21 protein-coding genes and 1 pseudogene are annotated in these 20,211 nt (G+C 37.6%); 14 read left to right on the top strand and 8 right to left on the bottom strand.

Going from position 1 to position 20,211, the window contains the following annotated elements:
• The first annotated feature begins 32 nt into the window (after window positions 1–32).
• The 4 genes from ABH966_RS21025 (at window position 33) to ABH966_RS21010 (ending at window position 2,443) form a co-directional block, all read left to right on the top strand.
• Window positions 33–938 carry a DMT family transporter gene (locus ABH966_RS21025; RefSeq protein WP_370081831.1) on the top strand — a complete coding sequence of 302 codons (906 nt, stop codon included), beginning with the start codon at window positions 33–35 and terminating at the stop codon, window positions 936–938.
• 77 nt (window positions 939–1,015) lie between these two features.
• Window positions 1,016–1,252 carry a glutaredoxin family protein gene (locus ABH966_RS21020; RefSeq protein ID WP_370081829.1) on the top strand — a complete coding sequence of 79 codons (237 nt, stop codon included), beginning with the start codon at window positions 1,016–1,018 and terminating at the stop codon, window positions 1,250–1,252.
• A gap of 17 nt (window positions 1,253–1,269) precedes the next feature.
• Entirely contained in the window at window positions 1,270–1,878 is a 609-nt protein-coding gene (locus tag ABH966_RS21015; protein WP_370081827.1) for an FMN-binding negative transcriptional regulator, read from the top strand.
• A gap of 442 nt (window positions 1,879–2,320) precedes the next feature.
• The gene (locus tag ABH966_RS21010; RefSeq protein ID WP_269799745.1) at window positions 2,321–2,443 is read left to right on the top strand and encodes a hypothetical protein; all 123 of its coding nucleotides are present in this window, start codon (window positions 2,321–2,323) and stop codon (window positions 2,441–2,443) included.
• 473 nt (window positions 2,444–2,916) lie between these two features.
• Here the strand turns inward: ABH966_RS21010 and ABH966_RS21005 are convergent, their stop codons facing one another.
• Entirely contained in the window at window positions 2,917–3,126 is a 210-nt protein-coding gene (locus ABH966_RS21005; RefSeq protein WP_370081825.1) for a transcription initiation factor TFIIIB, read from the bottom strand.
• Window positions 3,127–3,447: 321 nt separating this feature from the next.
• Between ABH966_RS21005 and ABH966_RS21000 the strand changes: the two genes are divergently transcribed.
• The 6 genes from ABH966_RS21000 to eno all read left to right on the top strand — a co-directional run bounded on the left by ABH966_RS21000 (window position 3,448) and on the right by eno (window position 11,073).
• A complete protein-coding gene (locus tag ABH966_RS21000) occupies window positions 3,448–4,476 on the top strand; it encodes a sugar-binding transcriptional regulator (RefSeq protein ID WP_370081823.1) in 1,029 nt (342 codons plus the stop codon).
• A gap of 128 nt (window positions 4,477–4,604) precedes the next feature.
• On the top strand, window positions 4,605–5,621 hold the full coding sequence (gap, locus tag ABH966_RS20995; protein WP_370081821.1) for a type I glyceraldehyde-3-phosphate dehydrogenase: 1,017 nt from the start codon (window positions 4,605–4,607) through the stop codon (window positions 5,619–5,621).
• A gap of 639 nt (window positions 5,622–6,260) precedes the next feature.
• Window positions 6,261–7,445 carry a phosphoglycerate kinase gene (locus tag ABH966_RS20990; RefSeq protein WP_370081819.1) on the top strand — a complete coding sequence of 395 codons (1,185 nt, stop codon included), beginning with the start codon at window positions 6,261–6,263 and terminating at the stop codon, window positions 7,443–7,445.
• Between the two features lie 37 nt (window positions 7,446–7,482).
• Complete coding sequence (tpiA, locus tag ABH966_RS20985; RefSeq protein WP_370081817.1) at window positions 7,483–8,244, top strand: triose-phosphate isomerase; 762 nt, start codon at window positions 7,483–7,485, stop codon at window positions 8,242–8,244.
• Entirely contained in the window at window positions 8,237–9,778 is a 1,542-nt protein-coding gene (gpmI, locus tag ABH966_RS20980; RefSeq protein WP_370081815.1) for a 2,3-bisphosphoglycerate-independent phosphoglycerate mutase, read from the top strand. Before tpiA ends, gpmI begins: the two co-directional genes overlap by 8 nt.
• A 2-nt stretch (window positions 9,779–9,780) precedes the next feature.
• A complete protein-coding gene (gene eno / locus ABH966_RS20975) occupies window positions 9,781–11,073 on the top strand; it encodes a phosphopyruvate hydratase (protein ID WP_370081814.1) in 1,293 nt (430 codons plus the stop codon).
• 201 nt (window positions 11,074–11,274) lie between these two features.
• Here the strand turns inward: eno and ABH966_RS20970 are convergent, their stop codons facing one another.
• Window positions 11,275–11,895, bottom strand: a complete 621-nt coding sequence (locus tag ABH966_RS20970) for a hypothetical protein (protein WP_370081812.1) — start codon at window positions 11,893–11,895, stop codon at window positions 11,275–11,277.
• Between the two features lie 267 nt (window positions 11,896–12,162).
• On the opposite strand from ABH966_RS20970, the gene ABH966_RS20965 reads away from it, so the two are divergent.
• From ABH966_RS20965 to ABH966_RS20950, 4 genes and pseudogenes are all read left to right on the top strand, one after another.
• Complete coding sequence (locus ABH966_RS20965; protein ID WP_370081810.1) at window positions 12,163–12,675, top strand: GNAT family N-acetyltransferase; 513 nt, start codon at window positions 12,163–12,165, stop codon at window positions 12,673–12,675.
• A 175-nt stretch (window positions 12,676–12,850) separates the two neighbouring features.
• Window positions 12,851–13,267, top strand: a complete 417-nt coding sequence (locus tag ABH966_RS20960) for a GNAT family N-acetyltransferase (RefSeq protein WP_370081808.1) — start codon at window positions 12,851–12,853, stop codon at window positions 13,265–13,267.
• A 78-nt stretch (window positions 13,268–13,345) separates the two neighbouring features.
• A pseudogene (locus tag ABH966_RS20955) lies at window positions 13,346–13,432 on the top strand (DinB family protein); the annotation flags it as partial.
• Window positions 13,433–13,523: 91 nt separating this feature from the next.
• The gene (locus tag ABH966_RS20950) at window positions 13,524–13,712 is read left to right on the top strand and encodes a hypothetical protein (protein ID WP_370081806.1); all 189 of its coding nucleotides are present in this window, start codon (window positions 13,524–13,526) and stop codon (window positions 13,710–13,712) included.
• A gap of 149 nt (window positions 13,713–13,861) precedes the next feature.
• Here the strand turns inward: ABH966_RS20950 and ABH966_RS20945 are convergent, their stop codons facing one another.
• The 6 genes from ABH966_RS20945 to dltA all read right to left on the bottom strand — a co-directional run bounded on the left by ABH966_RS20945 (window position 13,862) and on the right by dltA (window position 20,194).
• The gene (locus ABH966_RS20945) at window positions 13,862–15,052 is read right to left on the bottom strand and encodes an MFS transporter (protein WP_370081804.1); all 1,191 of its coding nucleotides are present in this window, start codon (window positions 15,050–15,052) and stop codon (window positions 13,862–13,864) included.
• A gap of 30 nt (window positions 15,053–15,082) precedes the next feature.
• A complete protein-coding gene (locus tag ABH966_RS20940; protein ID WP_370081802.1) occupies window positions 15,083–15,898 on the bottom strand; it encodes a MerR family transcriptional regulator in 816 nt (271 codons plus the stop codon).
• A 195-nt stretch (window positions 15,899–16,093) separates the two neighbouring features.
• Complete coding sequence (gene dltD, locus ABH966_RS20935; RefSeq protein ID WP_370081800.1) at window positions 16,094–17,269, bottom strand: D-alanyl-lipoteichoic acid biosynthesis protein DltD; 1,176 nt, start codon at window positions 17,267–17,269, stop codon at window positions 16,094–16,096.
• Window positions 17,266–17,499, bottom strand: a complete 234-nt coding sequence (gene dltC, locus ABH966_RS20930) for a D-alanine--poly(phosphoribitol) ligase subunit 2 (protein WP_370081798.1) — start codon at window positions 17,497–17,499, stop codon at window positions 17,266–17,268. Before dltC ends, dltD begins: the two co-directional genes overlap by 4 nt.
• Before the next feature lie 62 nt (window positions 17,500–17,561).
• Window positions 17,562–18,725, bottom strand: a complete 1,164-nt coding sequence (dltB, locus tag ABH966_RS20925; RefSeq protein WP_370081796.1) for a D-alanyl-lipoteichoic acid biosynthesis protein DltB — start codon at window positions 18,723–18,725, stop codon at window positions 17,562–17,564.
• A complete protein-coding gene (dltA, locus tag ABH966_RS20920) occupies window positions 18,722–20,194 on the bottom strand; it encodes a D-alanine--poly(phosphoribitol) ligase subunit DltA (protein ID WP_370081794.1) in 1,473 nt (490 codons plus the stop codon). Before dltA ends, dltB begins: the two co-directional genes overlap by 4 nt.
• Between the last annotated feature and the right edge of the window lie 17 nt (window positions 20,195–20,211).

Genomic DNA, 20,211 nt, shown 5'->3' with positions numbered 1-20,211 from the left:
ACAGATTTGTATAAAAATATAAGGGGTTGGTAATGGTGCAGGACAATAAGAAGGAAAAAATGGGGTTATTATTAGGCTTAGTGGGCGTCATCTGTTTCAGCTTAACATTACCTGCAACAAGTGTAGCAGTAGAATATTTCGGGACTACAATTGTTGGCTTAGGAAGAGCGGTAGTAGCTTCAATTTTAGTTGCTCTTGTATTGGTTGTGAAAAAAGAAAAACTGCCCACTGCTCGTCAATTCAAGAGTTTAATTATTGTCTCTTTAGGCGCAGTTTTAGGATTCCCCTTGCTCACCTCTTGGGCTATGACAAGTTTGCCAGTTTCTCATGGAGCTGTAGAGTTAGCCCTTTTACCTTTAGCTACAGCGGGGTTTGCAATGATAAGGGGAGGCGAAATTCCGTCCATTAAATTTTGGATATCAAGTATAGTTGGCGCATTGGCAGTAATAATTTACGCTATGTATCTTGGACTGGGCCAATTACATGTTGCAGATTTAGCATTATTGGCAGCAGTCATTATACTCGGACTTAGCTATGCTGAAGGAGGGGTACTAGCACGAGAATTAGGAAGCTGGCAAGTAATTGCTTGGGCAATTATAATTGCTACTCCTTTTCTTATTATTCCAGTGTTACTAAACGTATCAGTTGAGATGTTGCATGCTCCTTTAAAAGCTTGGATTAGCTTTCTGTATCTTGCTATTGTGAGTCAATTTTTAGCATATGTAGCCTGGTATGGTGGAATGGCTATGGGAGGCATTTCAAGAGTAAGCCAAATTCAATATTTACAGCCATTTTTAATGATTATTTTTGCAGCTTTATTTCTCAATGAACCTATTACATTATTTACTATTGTAATAGCATTCATTGTTGTGGCGTCCGTAATTATTGGCAAGAATACCAATGTTGTAAAAAAAGATTCTGAAACAATTAAACAATAAACAAAAGGTGTCATTACAGTATCTTGGTTATTAATAGCTGTTTCGTTTTATAATAGCTCTTAAGGGAGGTGCTGTAATTGGACGTGAAATTTTTTAGTCGAGATAATTGTGGACTTTGTGTAGAGGGACTGCATACTTTAAAGCTCGTACAGGAAGATATAGATTTCGATCTTGAAATTATTAATATTGAAGAAGATGAGAGCATACATGAAAAGTATATGTTAATGATTCCGGTAGTAGAAAAGGATGGGCAAGTAATACAATACGGCAATTTGGATTACGCAACACTTATGGAGCATTTGTGTAGCGAATAACAAAGGGGGAGTTGCTTATGTACGTACCAGCAGCTTTTAAAATGAAGGATAGATCCGAGATGATAGAAGTGATTCAGGAGAACAGTTTTGCAACACTCTTTTCAACTCAGGAAGGAATGCCAGTTGCTACACATCTCCCGTTGTTGTTGAATGACACTAAGGACTGTTTAATTGGGCATTTTGCAAAAGGAAATCCTCAATGGAAGGATATTGAAAATCAACAGGTTTTAGCAATATTTCATGGGCCACATTGCTACATATCTCCCTCGTGGTATGAAACAAATCAAGCTGTCCCAACATGGAATTATGTAGCAGTACATATTTATGGAGAAATCGAGCTTATTGAACACGATGATGAATTGATACAATCCTTTAACAACATGATTAAAAAATATGAACATCATACCAGCACATATAGCTTAACTCAGGTAGATGATCAGCTTGTAAGCAATCTAAACAAAGGAGTTCAAGGCTTTAAATTAAAAATCTTAAGTATGGAAGGTAAGAAGAAGTTAAGCCAGAATCATTCTAATGATAGACAACAATTAGTAATTCAAAAATTAGAAGAAATCGAACATACAAATGAGCAACAAATCGCACGTTTAATGAGACAAAACAATAGATGAACCTTAAAAATTTCGCATTTTTCTTGCTATGTATGTAGCAGTGAGGAAGGAGCGGAATTTTTTAATTTCTTTCAGAGTGTGTCCAAACATCCACTGAAAAGAGGAACTCAGGCTAAGAACGCCACGTCTTATGGCAATTTATCTGTGCGAAAGCAACAACAACAACAACAACAACAACACAAGACTGAGTGACCAGCATCGACAAAATTGATAGTTACTTTACCCGAATTTTTAGCGGTAATAACCACAATTCACAAATTGTTCAATGAAAGCGTTTAGAATTTGAACAGTTTGTGAAGACCTTCACATTTGGCTTTATTTTTAAAAAAATAAGAGTAGAATAGGAATCAGTAAGAGGTTGTTATAAAACAGTTTATCAATTGCATCACATTTTTAGTGATTGTTATATTACAAAAACGTATAGTTGAAGGGAGAATTCACCATGTGGGTTATTACAGTATTTGAGAAAAAGGACGTTCGTATTTTTGAATACACAAATAAAAGTGAAGCAACAAAAGCTTTATGCGGATTTAAGAAAAACGCAATTTTATCTTACACAAAATAAGCTAACAAAAAACTCGTAGCCATGTCTAATTGGCTACGAGTTTTTCATTAATACTAGAAACAACACGATATTTATATTTATCAGACTCATCAGCATAACGTGTGGTTGATTTCCGTTCCGGCTGGGCGCTTTCCTGGGGGCGTCCGATGAGCCGCTTCACTCGCGTTGCTCGCTCCAGGGTCTCGGGCCAACACGATGTTGGTCACGAAGGCGTTATCACAGGAGGTGATGGTTTTAGCCTTCGTTCCTCTATTGCTGATCCCCAAGGAGTCGCCCAGCCTCCACTCCAATCACCTAATCCTTTCTTTTTGCAATTGTCTTTTGCAAAAAAAGCTAATTTAAACTTTAGCGTATTCACAATTAGGCCACTATACATAAAATAAATAGTCCTTTATGTGTCTACATACAATGAACGCTAATTCCAGAGTGTTTTAATAAAAAAATTCCTTTTAGGTTTTATTTACAATATTTCCTCAAAAAATTGTACCCTTAAATTTCTCCGGTTTTTTTACATAGCTTTCGATTATAAATCCACATTCTGTGCAAATGATGAATTCAACAGCTGAACCTATACTCATCTTATTTTCAGGATGGATTACTCCATATCCATTTTGCTTACCTTTCCCCAATTCCTTCCCTCGGCATTTTGGACATTCTAAAGCCTTCGAAATAGAGTTATTCAATTTGAAACCCTCCCTTATATATGTGAGCTAACTATTTTTCTGATATATCCAATTATCTATTAATACGAATGAATTGTAAAATGGTTCCATATTATTCAACGTTTTCATAGTTGAAGAATTGAGAGCTTCATTCCACTTCAAATAATTCTTCCTCGTACTAAACAAATTTATTATTTTAAACGGCTTTATTGTAAATTAAACAAGTTTTTTGTTACTTTACATTATTTATAAAGCGTATTATAATGAAATTGTAAGTGGGACATAATTTTAAATGGTGGGATGAAAAATAACCCACCGCTATTAAAAAGGGAGTAGATTAATATGTTATCTGTACCTGAGGCACAGCAAAGGCTACTTCCAGAAATGTATCCGCTTCTACAATCGAGATATCGTATTTTGCAAACAGTTCAGCTTATGCAGCCAATAGGGCGTCGGACACTTGCAGATTCACTTAAAATGACTGAACGAGAAATTCGTAAAGAAACGGATATTTTACGCGAGCAAGGGTTATTAGATTCTCAAAAGTCGGGCATGGTATGTACAGACGAAGGTGAAGTAGTTATAGATAAGCTACGAGCACTAGTCTATGAATGGTCTGGTCTTACACAGCTAGCTAAATCATTGAAAAACCATTTTGGCTTCCAGCATGTAATTGTTGTTCCAGGTGATTACAATGAAGACGATACGATATTAACATTGCTTGGAAAAGAGGCAGCACAGCAATTTATGTCAACAACCTTTGATGATCAAATAGTAGCTGTTACTGGTGGCAAGTCGGTTGCATCACTCGCGCAATTTTTACAGCCAGCTGATGCAAACAACATCACATTTGTTGCTGCTCGTGGAGGTATTGGGCATGAAATGCAAATGCAAGCCAATACACTTGTCTCAACATTTGCCATGCAGATGGATGCACAGTATCGCACATTATTTTTACCGGAGCATTTAAGTGAGCAGGCCTATCAAGCAATGTTAACAGAGCCAATGGTAACTGAAATGATGAATTATTATGATCATGCAGATTGTGTTATTCATGGTATTGGCTCGGCAGAAGAAATGGCTGTTCGTCGTAATTCATCGCCGGAGGATTTACGGATACTCGAAGAAATGGGTGCAGTTAGTGAAGCATTTGGTTATTATTTCAATGCAGAAGGCGAAATTGTACATCGAATTCGAACAATCGGTATTCAGTTTGAGCAAGTGCAAAGAAGTAAGCAAGTCATTGCAGTCGCTGCTGGTAAACAAAAAGTGAAGGCGATGCTATCGTACTTTAAGGTAGCACCAAAGCAAACCATTTTTATAACGGATGAGGTAGCGGCAAAAGCTATCGCCGAAAGTTTATCTTCTTAATAAATTAACTTGGAACTCATATTTCAGCGGGTGCTACAACACTCTCTGAATGAGAATAAAGCCAATTGCGGATATTATAAATGTCCGAGGCAAAATTAATTATTTAAACAATATTGGAGGAATTGACAATGGCATTAAAATTAGCGATTAATGGATTTGGACGTATTGGACGATTAGTATTTCGTGAAGCTATGAAGCACGATGAATTCGAAGTGGTGGCAGTAAATGACCTAACAGATGCAGGTCAACTTGCACACTTATTAACTTATGATTCAGTACATGGTATCTACGATGCTGATGTTTATGCAGACGGCGATTCTTTCGTAGTAAATGGAAAAAACATTAAAGTTTATGCTGAGAAAGATCCTGCTAATTTACCTTGGGGCGAACTAGGTGTTGATGTAGTACTTGAATGTACAGGTAGATTCCGCTCAATGGAAGAAGTAGGTAAACATATTCAAGCAGGAGCTAAAAAAGCTATTCTTTCAGCCCCAGCGAAAGGCGAAATGCCAACGTTTGTTATGGGTGTTAACCATGAGGATTACAACCCTGAAACAGACGATGTTATTTCAAACGCTTCTTGTACAACGAACTGTCTAGCGCCAGTTGCAAAAATACTTGATGAAAAATTTGGCATTGAGCGTGGTATGATGACAACAATTCACTCATATACAAACGATCAACGTATCCTTGACTTCCCGCACTCTGACCCACGTCGCGCACGTGCTGGTGCAGTGTCAATGATTCCAACAACAACAGGTGCAGCAGTTGCAGTTTCAAAAGTATTACCTCACTTAAAAGGTAAACTAGATGGCTTCTCTATGCGTGTACCGACACCAAACGTTTCATGTGTTGACTTAGTAGTGGAGCTAAAAGCAGAAGTAACAAAAGAAGCCATTAATGCGGCGTTAAAAGAAGCTTCAGAAAACGAACTTAAAGGCATTTTAGGTTACAATGAATTACCATTAGTTTCAATTGACTACAATGGTAACCATAACTCTTCGACTGTAGATGGTCTTTCTACAATGGTATTAGAAAATAGTATGGTAAAAGTTCTAGCATGGTATGATAACGAAATTGGTTACTCTACTCGTTTAATGGACTTAGCTTTATATATCGCAGATAAAGGATTAAACACTAAATAAGTGTCATAATTCGATAACTTAAGTAAAAAGTGTGACATAATACTGCTTTTTGCGCACAAAAAGTATAGCCTTTATAATATCTAGAAGATATAATATACAAGGGTAATGGGAGTAAGGGAAATTTACCCTTACTCCTTTTTATCTTCATTCAGCAAATGTCTTTTGTAACGTAAGTGAAACGTCAGTTACAGAATACACCCACCTCAGAAGGTGGTGATGAATGGAGATGTGCTTCCTTTTTAGTAGGTGTCCAAACACTTACTGAATGAAGATAAAGCCTCCGGCGGATGTCACGGATTTTGAAAGGAATGAATTGTGCGGGCACAATTCAAAATCCGGACGCAATTACGCCAAGGCGAAATTGATACGAAATATAAGGCGGTCATGTGACTGGTTATGTAATCGCAAGACATAGAACGTGACTTTTGCTACTATATAAGCAAGTAAAAGGGTACTTCACCATAACGTGGGTTGATTTCCGTTCTGAGCGCTTTTCTGAAAAGGCTTATTAAACAGAATTAATCCTATGTGATGATGGATCAACTATTTTTATCTAATACAGTTAAGTGAATGATGTGAGGAGCCAAGATGGGTGAATCCAGGTAATTCATGACTAAGAACTTTGAAGGGGGTTTCTTCATGTTAAATAAGAAGACGATGAAAGATATTGATGTAAAAGGTAAGCGTGTATTTGTACGTGTTGATTTTAATGTACCGATGGCAGATGGTGCGATTACTGACGAAACACGTATTCGAGCAGCAATTCCTACAATTGAATATTTAGTGGAACAAGGTGCCAAAGTAATTTTAGCTTCTCACTTAGGACGTCCAAAGGGTGAAGTAAAAGAGGATATGCGCCTAACTGCAGTCGGTGTACGTTTAGCTGAATTAATGGGTAAACCTGTTACGAAATTAGATGAGTCAATTGGTCAAGAGGTAGAAGAAGCGGTTGCAAATATGCAAAATGGTGACATTATTCTTCTTGAAAATGTTCGCTTCCACGCTGGCGAAGAGAAAAATGATCCAGCATTAGCAGAGCAATTTGCAAAATTAGCGGACGTTTATGTCAATGATGCGTTCGGTGCAGCCCACCGTGCACACGCGTCAACTGAAGGAATTGCCAAGTATGTACCAGCAGTATCTGGCTTCCTTATGCAAAAGGAATTAGATGTGCTAGGTAAAGCATTATCTAACCCAGAGCGTCCATTTACAGCAATTATCGGTGGTGCCAAAGTTAAAGACAAAATTGGTGTGATTGAAAGCTTATTAGAAAAAGTAGACCACCTAATTATCGGGGGCGGTTTATCATTCACATTCATTAAAGCGCAAGGCTATGATATCGGTAAATCTTTATTAGAAGAAGATAAAATCGATTTAGCAAAATCCTTTATTGAAAAAGCAAAGGCAAAAGGCGTGCAATTACATATGCCAATCGATGCCGTAGTCGCAAGCGAATTTTCAAAAGATGCTGAAACACAAATTGTCGATGTAGACGCTATTCCAGCTGACTGGATGGGCTTAGATATCGGTCCAAAAACAGCTGCTAACTATGCAGAAGTTATTAAAAATTCTAAATTAATCATTTGGAATGGACCAATGGGTGTCTTTGAAATGGATAAATTCGCGAATGGTACAAAAACTGTAGCTGACGCTATGGCAACAACAACTGGTTATACAGTTATTGGTGGCGGGGATTCTGCAGCGGCAGTAGAAAAATTTGAAGTTGCCGATAAAATGGACCATATTTCTACAGGTGGCGGTGCCTCACTTGAATTAATGGAAGGGAAAGAGCTTCCTGGAATTGTGGCATTAAACGATAAGTAAAACTGTTTAAAATAAAAAAACATAGGAGGCAATAACGATGCGTAAACCAATTATTGCAGGTAACTGGAAAATGTATAAATCATTTGAAGAGGCTATCCAATTTGTCGATGCGGTACAGGACAAACTTCCTTCAAATGATAAAGTAGACGCTGTTGTTTGTGCACCAGCACTTTACCTACCTACGCTTGTGCAAGTTGCTAGTGAATCTGAGCTAGCAATTGGTGCTCAAACGATGCACTATGAAAACGAAGGTGCATTCACTGGGGAAATTAGTCCAGCTCAGCTAGCAAGCGTGGAAGTAGACTATGTTATTTTAGGACACTCTGAACGACGTGAATATTATAACGAAACAGATGAAGCCATCAATAAAAAGGTTGCTGCAGCATTGGCGCATAATATCGTACCAATTATTTGCTGTGGAGAAACGCTTGAGGAACGTGAAGCGGGGACTACTGAGCAAAAGGTTGCTCATCAAATTACAGCAGCACTTGCAGGATTTGGAGCACAAGAAGTAGAGCATATGGTGATCGCTTATGAACCTATTTGGGCAATCGGTACAGGTAAAACAGCTACAGCAGAAGATGCTAACCAAGTATGTGGAGCAATTCGTGCAGTAGTGAAGGAATTATATAATGCTGAAACGGCCAATGCTGTACGTATTCAATACGGCGGTAGCGTAAAACCTGAAAACATTCAGGAATTATTATCAAAAGAACATATCGATGGCGCTTTAGTTGGTGGAGCAAGTTTACAACCAGAATCATATTTAAAATTATTGGAGGCGGCAGCTAATGCCTAAAAAGCCAGTAGCATTAATTATTCTAGATGGCTTTGCATTTCGCGACGAAACGTTCGGAAATGCAGTAGCCCAAGCTAACAAACCTAACTTCGATCGTTTTTGGAATGAGTTCTCGCATTCAACATTAACTGCAGCTGGTGAAGCAGTGGGGTTACCTGAAGGTCAAATGGGGAACTCTGAAGTTGGACACCTAAATATAGGTGCTGGACGTATTGTCTACCAAAGCTTAACACGCTTAAACAAATCTATTCGTGAAGGAGATTTCTTTACGAATAAAGCATTTTTGGATGCAATAGCACATGCTAAAGCTCATCAATCTAAGCTTCATATTATGGGCTTACTTTCAGATGGTGGCGTACATAGCCATTATGAGCATATGTTTGCACTATTAAAGCTTGCTAAACAACAAGGCTTAGACAAAGTCTTTGTACATGGTTTCTTAGATGGTCGTGATGTTGGACCATCAACAGCTCTAGGCTATATTGAAGAAACTGAAAAACAAATGAAGGACATTGGCGTAGGTCAATTTGCTTCTATTCATGGTCGTTATTATGTAATGGATCGTGATAAACGTTGGGATCGTGTAGCCCTTACGTACAATGTACTAGTAGATGGTGTTGGTCAAACAGCTGACAGCGCGGCAAGTGGCGTAGCGGCATCATATGAGCATGATGTAACAGATGAGTTTGTTATTCCATTTAGCGTTCAAGAGCATGGAGAAGCAGTGGCAACAATTGACGATAATGACGCTGTTATTTTCTTCAACTTCCGCCCTGACCGTGCAATTCAGCTGTCGAAAGTGTTTACAAATAATGAATTTGATGGCTTTGCATTATCAGATAAGCAACCAAAGAATTTAAAATTTGTATCATTCACACACTACAGTGATGAAGTGCATGCGCAAGTTGCGTATGAAAACGACAACTTAAAAAATACGATTGGTGAAGTGTTAGCTTCTAATGGCAAAACACAGCTTCGTATTGCAGAAACAGAAAAGTATCCCCATGTTACATTCTTTATGAGTGGTGGTCGTGAGGAGAAATTTGAAGGGGAAGAGCGTATTTTAATTGCATCTCCAAAAGTTGCAACATACGATTTAAAACCTGAAATGAGTGCTTACGAGGTAACAGAAGCATTGCTTGCAGAGATTGCGGCCGATAAATTTGATGGCATTATTCTTAATTTCGCTAACCCTGATATGGTTGGGCATAGCGGAATGTTAGAGCCAACAATCAAGGCCATTGAAACAGTCGATGAATGTCTTGGTAAAGTAGTAGATGCACTCCTTGCAAAAGGTGGCGCAGCTATTATTACAGCTGACCATGGTAACTCTGATGAAGTTCTTACTTTAGAAGGGGCTCCAATGACAGCTCATACAACAAATCCTGTTCCAGTAATTGTGACAAAACCAAATTTAATGTTAAGAAATGGTGGCATTTTAGCCGATTTGGCGCCAACCATGTTAGAATTATTAGAGGTGTCACAACCTTCTGAAATGACAGGTCAATCATTAATTGAAAAAGAGGAGAATTAATTATGCCATTTATTACACAAATTTATGCGCGCGAAGTTTTAGACTCACGTGGGAATCCAACGGTAGAAGTTGAAGTATTTACAGAATCAGGCGCTTTTGGACGCTCAATCGTACCATCAGGTGCATCTACAGGTGAATATGAGGCAGTAGAATTACGCGACGGTGACAAATCTCGTTACCTAGGCAAAGGTGTATTAAAAGCAGTTGAAAATGTAAACACAATTATTGCTCAAGAGCTAGAAGGTAACTACTCAGTTCTTGATCAAGTAGTCATCGACAAAGCTTTAATCGAGCTAGATGGCACGGAAAACAAAGGTAAACTAGGTGCCAACGCCATTCTAGGTGTATCAATGGCAGTTGCACATGCTGCGGCAGATTATTTAGATGTACCTCTTTATCAATATCTTGGCGGATTTAACGCAAAACAACTACCAGTACCAATGATGAACATCATAAATGGTGGCGCTCACGCTGACAACAACGTAGACATTCAAGAATTCATGGTAATGCCTGTAGGAGCAGAATCATTCCGCCATGCATTACGTATGGGCGCTGAAATCTTCCACAACTTAAAAGCAGTGCTTAAAGCGAAAGGCTATAACACAGCTGTAGGTGACGAAGGTGGTTTCGCACCAAACCTTGGTTCTAACGAAGAAGCCATTACTGTAATTTTAGAAGCAATCGAAAAAGCTGGCTATAAACCAGGTGAAGAAGTGAAACTTGCAATGGACGTTGCGTCATCTGAATTATTCAATAAAGAAGATGGCAAATATCACTTAGACGGTGAAGGTGTTGTCAAAACTTCTGAAGAAATGGTTGACTGGTACGAGGAATTAACTGCTAAATACCCAATCATCTCAATTGAAGATGGCTTAGACGAAAACGACTGGGCTGGACACAAATTATTAACAGATCGCATTGGCGCTCGCGTACAATTAGTAGGCGACGATCTATTCGTAACAAATACGAAAAAATTAGCGGCTGGTATTGAGCAAGGTGTTGGTAATGCAATCCTTATCAAAGTAAACCAAATCGGTACGTTAACAGAAACATTCGAAGCAATCGAAATGGCAAAACGCGCTGGTTACACAGCAGTTATCTCACATCGTTCTGGTGAATCTGAGGATGCAACAATTGCTGATATCGCAGTTGCAACTAACGCTGGTCAAATTAAAACAGGTGCTCCATCTCGTACAGACCGCGTAGCTAAATACAACCAACTTCTTCGCATCGAAGATCAACTTGGTGCAACAGCTGAGTACCTTGGTTTAAATTCATTCTATAACTTAAAATAAGCTATTACTTAGTAGCTTTACTGGTATCGCCTCAAAAGTATTTATATACTTTTGAGGCGATTTTTTGTTGTTGGTTGGGGTAGATTTTGGCAAAGTGATCGGGTTCCAAAGAGAAGTGATCAGGTCCCGAGAGAACCGCTCAGGCAGGATAAAATTCAAACTATGATTAAAGCTTCACCTTAGATGCTCTTGAAATTAGCTTCAATTAGATTCATTATGAATTTTTAATTTTAATAAATATACAAGACGGACATCATCTATCATTTTCTTTACTTCATTCTCGTCCTGCAAGTCATATGTTTGTAAAGAGTTTCCTTTTGATTCTCTGTATACAGCCAATACATAAGTTTCATTTAATTTTAATTTTACGGTTTCATCTCCAAGTGCAGAGTACCATCCACTAACAATACCTTCAGTGGATTGAATTTTGTCGATTTTTTGAGGGAATGATTTAACACTTGGTGCGTAAAGAAAAGCAAATGATTCAGCATCATCATTCTTTATTATTCCAAACCCAATATTACCTTTCTCTACTTTGTTTGGACTTTGCCCATAAGATAGTGTCATTAGTGAATCAGATTCCAATTGCCCATCCTTGTAACTTTCAACCCAAAGATCAACCCAACTTTTATCAGCATTATTTAATTTGAAATTATAGTCAAATAGTATACCTAAATTTAAATCTTTGAAAGTACTCACATATTTAGAATCAGTATTAGTTGAAATAGTCGCTGATTCTGTATCATTTTGATTAGCACAGCCTGAAAGAAATGACAAAAATAATATTGATAGGATACTAAAAATTAAATATTTATTTCTCAAAAAACAACCTCACCTTTTATAAATTTGCTGCCTTTAATAAAAAAGGCAAATTGCTCTATAGATTATTATTCGACAAAAAATTGGTAAAATCCTTGAAATGCTTTTACTGGAATGGATGTGTTTATTTCATTTATATACGATAAACCAGAGAAAATGGATCTACTCTTCTGAAAGGCAATGCAAGTGCAATGTTTAGTCCGTTATTATATATTTAATTCAAAACATAAGTTACATATAGGGGAAAACAATACTGAAAGGAGAATTACGATGAAAATTTTTGAAACTGAACGACTTACCCTTCGCTTACAAACAACAGATGATGCGGATTTTATCCTTGAGTTAATGAATGATCCTTCATGGTTGCAGTTCATCGGTGATCGCGGATTGAGAACAGTAGAGGATGCATGTGAATATATAGAAAACGGACCAATTCGCATGTATGAGCAATTTGGATTTTGTCTTTATTTAGTTGAAAGAAAAGAAGATCAAACCCCCCTTGGAATTTGTGGTTTAGTTAAAAGAGAGTCGCTAGAAGATGTGGATATTGGCTTCGCTTTTCTACCTAAGTATTGGGGAAAAGGATACGCCTATGAAGCAGCCTCAGCAACATTGGCATATGGTATAGATATACTAGGGTTAAATCGTATTGTAGCTATCACAACTCAAGATAATGACGCTTCAGCCAAGCTACTTGAAAAAGTAGGTTTGAAGTTTGAGAGATTAATCCAGTTTTCCGATGATGCTGATGAACTTAGACTTTTTTCATTTGACTCCTTTTAGCAAATGTCTTTTGTAGCGACAGCAACAACACATGACTTAGTGACCAACATCGTGCTGTTGCTGTCGCTTCGCTTTCACACAAAAAACATTTGTTTGCCAAAAGCCTCCGGACGCAATTATGCCGAGGCTTAATTGATTAGTCACTTAAAATTATTATGAAAGCAAAGGTGAGCATGTGAATATTAGAGAAGCGAATGAATTAGATTACCCAGAATTAAGAATAATCTATCTGGAATCGCGGCGTAAAAATTTCCATTGGGCTGCTTTAGAAGAATTGACTTTAGACGATTTTGATAAAGATACTATAGGAGAGCATATAATTGTAGCGGAAGAGGACCATCATATACTTGGATTTGCTTCATTATACTTGCCAGATAACTTCATTCATAATTTATTTATTCATCCAGATTTCTTAGGTAAAGGTGTAGGGGGTCACTTACTAAATGCCTCCATTAAAAAAATGAATAAACCGTTAAGATTAAAATGTGTATCCGAAAATCATAAAGCTTTGAAATTTTATGAGAAGAATGGTTGGAAGAAGGTAAATGAAGAAGGGGATAAGGAAAAATATTGGGTTATGATATATGAATAACGGATTAAGAAGGTCTTGAAATAGCCTTAAACAAGAGGGACTTCGAGTTCATTTGTAACGAAGAAGGGGGGCAGTAGCATGAATTTTAATATGAAGGAAGCTATTGAAATTCTGGAGCGTACACCGCAAACGTTGGAGTATTTTTTGATTGGATTATCAGATGGGTAGCTGTTGCTGCCGCTTCGCTTTCGCACAGATAAACATTTGTTGCTGCCGCTTCGCTTTCGCACAGAGCAAAGCTTCCTGGGGGCGTCCAATGAGCCGCTTGGGGCAACAGATGTTTTTTGCGCGAAAGCGTAGTGCTAACGAAGCGTCAGCAAAAGGGTTTCATTCTGTGCAAAAGCGTAGTGCAACGAAGCGACAGCAACAGCACGATGTTGGTCACGAAGGCGTTATCACAGGAGGTGATGGTTTTAGCCTTCGTTCCTCTATTGCTAATCCCTAAGGAGTCGCCCAGTCTCCACTCCAATCAACTTTTCTACAGGATATGCGTTTAATAAAATATCATCTCTAACTTTCTATGGTGAAGCAAGTTAAAATGAATTCATGTAAGAATAACCTTTCCTTAATTGTTTTTAAGGAAGGGTTATTTTGTTAAACATTACATTTCGTTTGAGTAGAACTTTTTTGATCTAAATGATAGCTGATAAATGTTAGCAATGAGGCAACGATTGCTACAATTCCTCCGAACCAGGATACATCAATAAGTTTCATATTCGTTGTGACAAATCCTCCAAGAGTTGAACCAAGTGCAATACCAACGTTTAAAGAGACAGGAGTTAACGATGAAGCTAAATCTTTCGCAGATGGATAGTGTTTATCCGCCAAATCAATAAAATACAATTGCATGGTGGAGTTCATTGTATATACAATAAGGGCTATAAAAGATATGTTCAACAGTCCAAAAACAATGGACGTTGATGAAATATAAAATAACCAAAGAATCACGGCTTGTATAAGAAATATATATCGAAGCTTGCCGATTCCATTACGCGTTACCAATTTTCCACCTATTATCGTACTAAAGATAGATACTACCCCGTAAAGCAAGAATACTAGACTAATAGATCGTTCCGGGACAACTAGTACGTCAAGTAATAGAGGGGTTAGATAAGTGTATACGGTATATGTAGCTCCAATGCTTAAAGCTGGAATAAAGAATGCTATGATAATACGCGAATTAGTTAATAAGCCAAGTTGTTTTTTTAAAGAGCTTTTTGCTCCAGTTAGTCCTTTAGGTATTGTAGCAGAGCTAGCAATGAACGAAATAATCCCCAATAGGGCGGTAAACCAAAAGGTCATTCGCCAGCCACCTAATTGTCCAATATAGGTACCAATCGGCACTCCAATTACACTAGCTATAGTAAAGCCGGTAAAGATGATCGAAATAACAGGTCCTCTCTTTTTAGTTGGCATTACCTCGCTAGCGACTGCCATTGCAAGTGCAATTAAAATCCCTGTCACAACAGCTGTAAGTATTCTCGATACAATAAGTAGCCCATACGTTGCCGATAAAGCGGATAAACTATTACCTGCAATAAATAGTACGATTAATGTAAGCATGAGCGGATACTTTGAGAATCGGCTGGATATTGCTGTTAAAATGGGCGTGCCGATTGCAAAGGATATGGCGAAAGTAGATACGAGAGCGCCAGCTGTAGAGATGGAGATATTTAAGTCGGTTGACACTTCGGATAGCAGCCCGACAATGACAAATTCACTCGTTCCAAGGACAAAGGTCAATAAAAATAAATTTAAAGTCAAAAGCTTCTGGTGTTTAGTCAAAGCAATATCTCCTTCCTTACCATTCAAAAATTAAGCTCTTTCAACAGCAATCTGAACCTCTGCAACGTAGGATTCTGGATTGTCTAATTTTTTATGAGGAATGCAGATTTCACGGCGAGGTTCATTGTCCTTCAAGCGATATCCATTTCGTTCAATCCATAATGCTAACTCTGTACTTGCTGTGCAGCGGCTTGTTGTCGAGCAATGATGGACAAGTGTGGCCATCATCGGAGCTTCTGGCAATCTTTTTACTGTAAAAGGGGGGGAACTCGGTATATCGAACGTCAACGAACGAGCTACCTCTATATCAATAGCATCCTCACACTCTTCACAGCCATGCCAAAGTACCATTTGGGACAAGGAAGAATGCCCAGAGACTCCTAAATAATCATCCAGCTCTTGAAACATCTCAGGGATTTGTCTAAACGATGCTTTTTTACGATAAGACAATACGAGCTGTGGCTTAATTTCTTTTAGAACGACATCAAGTGAAGCTACATCTTTTCCCTCGTTCTCGATATTACACAGACTTTCCTTTATGCGAGCCAGTCTAGCGTTTTCGGCATCCAAAATGGATTGAATCTCATTTTGCTTAATTCTGAACATACCTCTAATTTGCTCAAGAGAGATATTCTCTCCCATCATTTGACGAATTTGCTCTAAGGAGAACCCCAATTCTTTGAACGCTAAAATACGATGGATTTGAAACATTTGGTCAGCTGAGTAATACCGATATCCCGTAAATTTGTCAGTATAAGCAGGCTTAAGCAAATTCAATTGGTCATAGTAACGTAATGTCTTTACAGATACTTGGCTAAGCTTTGAAAACTCGCTAATTTTAAACATCGATTCATCTCCAATACTTTTTTATCCTATTGTCTTTATGAGTATATCTGTCCAGTTAAGGGGAGAGTCAAGGGAAATATAGAGGGGTTGTTAGAAGAGGGTACCGGAGGGATATTGATTGCCATAAAAAAAAGACAGTCTTCAGTGATTAACACTTTAGACTGTCTCTACGTTCTTTAAATGAGAACAATGCAATTATTTCTGTGCCCAATATTTGTCCAGCTCTTGGTCTAGATAGACCCAGCCTTTCCATGCGATATGAATCGTATCCATAATGAAATAAGGATCATAGTCATGGCCTGAGAAATCAACATATGGAACATCATTTTTAGTCAATATCTGATCCATTTTTTCGTAATATTTTTCACGGCGATCCGCAGGATATTCAGTGTAGTCATACCAATGACCATTTACTGGAATAGAGACAAATAGTGGCTTTGCACCAGCATCTTTTAAAATATCAATTACAAGCTGTAAATCCTCATATTCGGGTGAAGTCGTATAATCTTCGTTTTTGCGCATTCCTTCAAACTTTTTAATATTAGCATTTACAAGACGTTTATAAAATTTGTTTTCAATCATTAAATCATTGGAAACACGTTTCTCGCCATATTTCTCGGCATTTTCTATTTGCTGCTCGAATGTTTGGTCCGCAACTAGTTTGTCATTGCTTTTTAAGTTACTTCCTTCACGAGGGAAGAGCGAGTAATATAAATCTTTTTTCTCTAAAAGTGCCTTTTGGACATGGCCTGCCATCAAGGCAAGTCGCCCGATGATTGGTTTTTCCTTACCGCCAGATAATTTATATTCATAAATTGTTTTAAGCAGCTCATCTCGATTAACAGTATCGAATTCAAGAAGGCGTTTCATTCCTCGATTTCGAAGATCTTCGTCAATGTCCTTATTGTATGCTAAATCATAAGCATGCAACATCGAATAGTTAGGAGAGAAGTGTAATTCATTCATTCCCTTTTTCGTAAACCATTGAGGAGAAATGATGAAAACAATTTTCTTATCCTTTAAATTCTTTTCCTGTGCAGCAAAATTTAAAAAGTGTGTAATAGACTGCATTCCACCACGCCCGACCATAAATGTCGTATACGGAGCATCTGTAGCCCGAGTATAATTATAAGGGTGGAAAGGATCGAAACGATTTAATTCTGAGGAGCCATATAAAGGCATAGTTTTAGGCTCCTGTAACATTCGCTCCTGGAAATACATCCCTTGGAACACTAATGGAGACATACTTGTCTTTGCCTGCTCTACATCTTCATCTGAAATCCAAGCTTTTATCCAGGAATTAGGGAAGAATATCAAGGCAGCAAAAAGAGCAAAAGCAATTAATATTGATAGAAAGCCTTTCTTAATCATTGTCTTTCAGCTAATTCCGCTACAATACGATTTGGCGTGTTCCATTCCTCACGGTTGAAATCAGTAATTGGCACTGAGATATTAAAGCGGCTTTCAATTTCCACTAATAAATTAATTGTACCGAATGAATCAAGAAGTCCTTCTTCAAATAAATCGATATCTGGATTTTCTAAAATGATATCGTCCTCGCATAATTCTACTAACATTTCTAAAACTTGTTGTTTATCCATATTATAAATCTCCTTTATTGTTTAGGCTGTGGTATTCATAAAAACATGAACAGAGCCATTTATTAAAATAATGTTCCTGAAAAAATATAGAAACCAAAGCAAATGGCATTAAACGTAATAAATACGCCGATTGCATGAGTCCATTTATTTTTCGGCCAAATCTTGCGCTTTTTATTCCAACGTTCAAATTTATCGAAACAGATAATTAATAAGGCATGGTAGAGACCATAGACAATATAGTGCAATTCTAAACCGTGCCAAATACCCATTAAAAAGAACAGTAAGAAGAAGCCAAGATAAGAAACTGTATATTTGTTTTTAATCCATTTTTTCTTAGTCATCCAAAGCACAAAGCGCATATAAACATAATCCCTGAACCAGAATGAAAGACTCATATGCCAACGATTCCAAAAGTCTTTAATATTGCGACTCGTGAATGGACGGTTAAAGTTAATTGGCGTTTGAACACCCATAATGCGACTGACACCAACTGCAAAAGCACTATAACCTGCAAAGTCAAAAAATAGATAAAAACTATACATATACATATACGCTATTTGCCCTTGAAAAGGTGTCAAATAGTTATAAGTTTGATTTGGTAAATAAATAAGTGTGTAATTGTATATTAAATAAGCCAAAATAAATTTATATAAAAAGCCTACAAATATATAATTGATCCCACTTAACAGTAGCTTTTGATAGTCTTGACCAGATGGCACTGTGTGCATATCTTTATAAAAGCGTCTCCAACGATCAATAGGTCCCGAAGTTATTGTTGGGAAGAACAGTAAGAAATAAGCAAGCTCAACTACTGAAATTTTATCCTTGATTAAGCCATCACGTGTTTCTAAAATCATTTGTACCGATTTAAAGGTTATATAGGATACCCCTAAAAATCCAAATAAATTATTAAGGCCAAGCATAGGCAGAACCTTCACAAGTACAAGTGGCAAAATGGACAGCAGTACAGCAATTACGAATACGGACGAGCTATTCTTCTGTGAGCGATATTTTTGGTAAACGACAATTAATAATAACTGAAATACTGTAAATAGTATAAGAGAAATTGAGCCACGCGTGGAGTTACCAAAAATAAGAGCTAACACGATAATCGAAATAAAGATATTATAGCGTTTAGCTGATTTCCCACGTAGTCCTAAAATAATGGTTGGCATTAATAAAATACCAATGATGATGAAAAAAATTATATTTCCATAAGCCGTCATACTGTTTCCATAACCGCCAATCCTTTACGATCAACTTTACCGTTAGTATTTAAAGGTAAAGTGTCAATGTATTTGAACGTTTTCGGAATCATATAAGATGGTAAATACTCCGCTAACAATGCTTTAAGTTGCTTCGTCATTTTGAAGGCAGAGTCCGTCAATGGCTCGCGAAGAACAACAAACGCACTTAGTGAAACAATTTCACCATCTTTTGAAATAGGTATAACAACACAGCTAGCAACAGCTGGAAGATTGCCAATTTGTTTTTCAATCTCCTCGATTTCTAAACGATAACCATGCAGTTTCACCTGAAAATCTTTACGTCCAGAAAAGAACAAATAGCCATCTTTTTCATAACCAACGTCCCCAGTTTTATAAATACGTTGATCCCCTATTGTTGGAAATGCTTTAAGTGTTAAATCAGGCGCACCAAGATAACCTGCACTTACAGTCGGTCCAGAAATAATAATCTCGCCATCTTCTTGCAAGGATAGATTAGGCTCAGATAGAGGAGCGATTGGTAATTGGTCAAATTGCTCTAAAAGTTCCTTTGTTACTTCTACATAAGATACGGCAACGGTTGTTTCTGTAGGACCGTATAAGTTAAAAATAGAAGCTTGTGGGAAGCGTTGCATTAATTCTTTCGATAAGGATACTGGTAAAACCTCTCCGCAGAATAAAAACGTATTTAACGAAGGCATTAACGCTTGATTCCATTCTTTGTTCATTAAACATATCTTCGCAAAGGAAGGTGTTGAAGTCCAAACGCGAATACCAGATGAAGCTAATGACTCAAATAACGCTTTTGGATTAGCAATTTGCTCTTGCGTAATTGCGTATAGTGTTTGCCCACTAACGAGTGCAGGATATAAATCCATCACAGATAAATCAAAGGAATAAGGCGCTTGATTTAGAAACACACCAGATTCCTGTAAAGGGAAATGCTCATGCATCCAAGCAACAAAATGTGCTAAATTATCGGCTGTAATTTGAACACCTTTTGGCTTACCAGTAGAACCAGATGTGTAAATAATATAATGAATTTCTTGATCCTTAACCCATGTTGAAGGTTCTGTCGAAATGCTAGTAGCTTGAGCAACTAAATCACTTACTTCCACTACAGGGACTGATTGGTTTGAGCCTAGTGCTTCAGTTTTTAGTAGTAAACAAGCCTGAGAAGCTTCTATTATAATTTGTAACCTTTCAGACGGTGTAGAAGAATCAACCGGTACATAAGGATGACCTGCCTTTACAGCTCCTAAAAAGGCAACGATTTGTAAAGGGGACATATGCCCGTAGACGACGATTGGTTGTTGTCTTTTTAAATCAAGAGCCATTAAATACTGTGCTACACAATCAGAAAGATGCCAAAGCTCACCATACGTTAAGGAATCACTATTAGTTTGATATGCAGTTCGATGAGGATGCTGTTGTGCCACTTTTTGAATAGCCTCTAAAATACTTAACATAGTTTATATCTCCTTTT

Source organism: Lysinibacillus sp. RC46 (genome assembly GCF_041262385.1).
Taxonomy (GTDB): domain Bacteria; phylum Bacillota; class Bacilli; order Bacillales_A; family Planococcaceae; genus Lysinibacillus.
Note: the sequence above shows the minus strand (reverse complement) of the source record. Positions and strands in the feature narration are given on the sequence as shown.

Excerpts from the sequence above, each read along its gene's own strand:
- gap (WP_370081821.1), top strand. The coding sequence starts at position 4,605 with ATGGCATTAAAATTAGCGATTAATGGATTTGGACGTATTGGACGATTA.
- ABH966_RS20950 (WP_370081806.1), top strand. The coding sequence starts at position 13,524 with ATGAGCCGCTTGGGGCAACAGATGTTTTTTGCGCGAAAGCGTAGTGCT.
- ABH966_RS21000 (WP_370081823.1), top strand. The coding sequence starts at position 3,448 with ATGTTATCTGTACCTGAGGCACAGCAAAGGCTACTTCCAGAAATGTAT.
- ABH966_RS20965 (WP_370081810.1), top strand. The coding sequence starts at position 12,163 with ATGAAAATTTTTGAAACTGAACGACTTACCCTTCGCTTACAAACAACA.
- dltD (WP_370081800.1), bottom strand. The coding sequence starts at position 17,269 with ATGATTAAGAAAGGCTTTCTATCAATATTAATTGCTTTTGCTCTTTTT.
- ABH966_RS20990 (WP_370081819.1), top strand. The coding sequence starts at position 6,261 with ATGTTAAATAAGAAGACGATGAAAGATATTGATGTAAAAGGTAAGCGT.
- ABH966_RS20940 (WP_370081802.1), bottom strand. The coding sequence starts at position 15,898 with ATGTTTAAAATTAGCGAGTTTTCAAAGCTTAGCCAAGTATCTGTAAAG.
- gpmI (WP_370081815.1), top strand. The coding sequence starts at position 8,237 with ATGCCTAAAAAGCCAGTAGCATTAATTATTCTAGATGGCTTTGCATTT.
- dltB (WP_370081796.1), bottom strand. The coding sequence starts at position 18,725 with ATGACGGCTTATGGAAATATAATTTTTTTCATCATCATTGGTATTTTA.
- ABH966_RS21010 (WP_269799745.1), top strand. The coding sequence starts at position 2,321 with ATGTGGGTTATTACAGTATTTGAGAAAAAGGACGTTCGTATTTTTGAA.
- dltA (WP_370081794.1), bottom strand. The coding sequence starts at position 20,194 with ATGTTAAGTATTTTAGAGGCTATTCAAAAAGTGGCACAACAGCATCCT.
- ABH966_RS21015 (WP_370081827.1), top strand. The coding sequence starts at position 1,270 with ATGTACGTACCAGCAGCTTTTAAAATGAAGGATAGATCCGAGATGATA.
- tpiA (WP_370081817.1), top strand. The coding sequence starts at position 7,483 with ATGCGTAAACCAATTATTGCAGGTAACTGGAAAATGTATAAATCATTT.
- dltC (WP_370081798.1), bottom strand. The coding sequence starts at position 17,499 with ATGGATAAACAACAAGTTTTAGAAATGTTAGTAGAATTATGCGAGGAC.
- ABH966_RS21025 (WP_370081831.1), top strand. The coding sequence starts at position 33 with ATGGTGCAGGACAATAAGAAGGAAAAAATGGGGTTATTATTAGGCTTA.
- eno (WP_370081814.1), top strand. The coding sequence starts at position 9,781 with ATGCCATTTATTACACAAATTTATGCGCGCGAAGTTTTAGACTCACGT.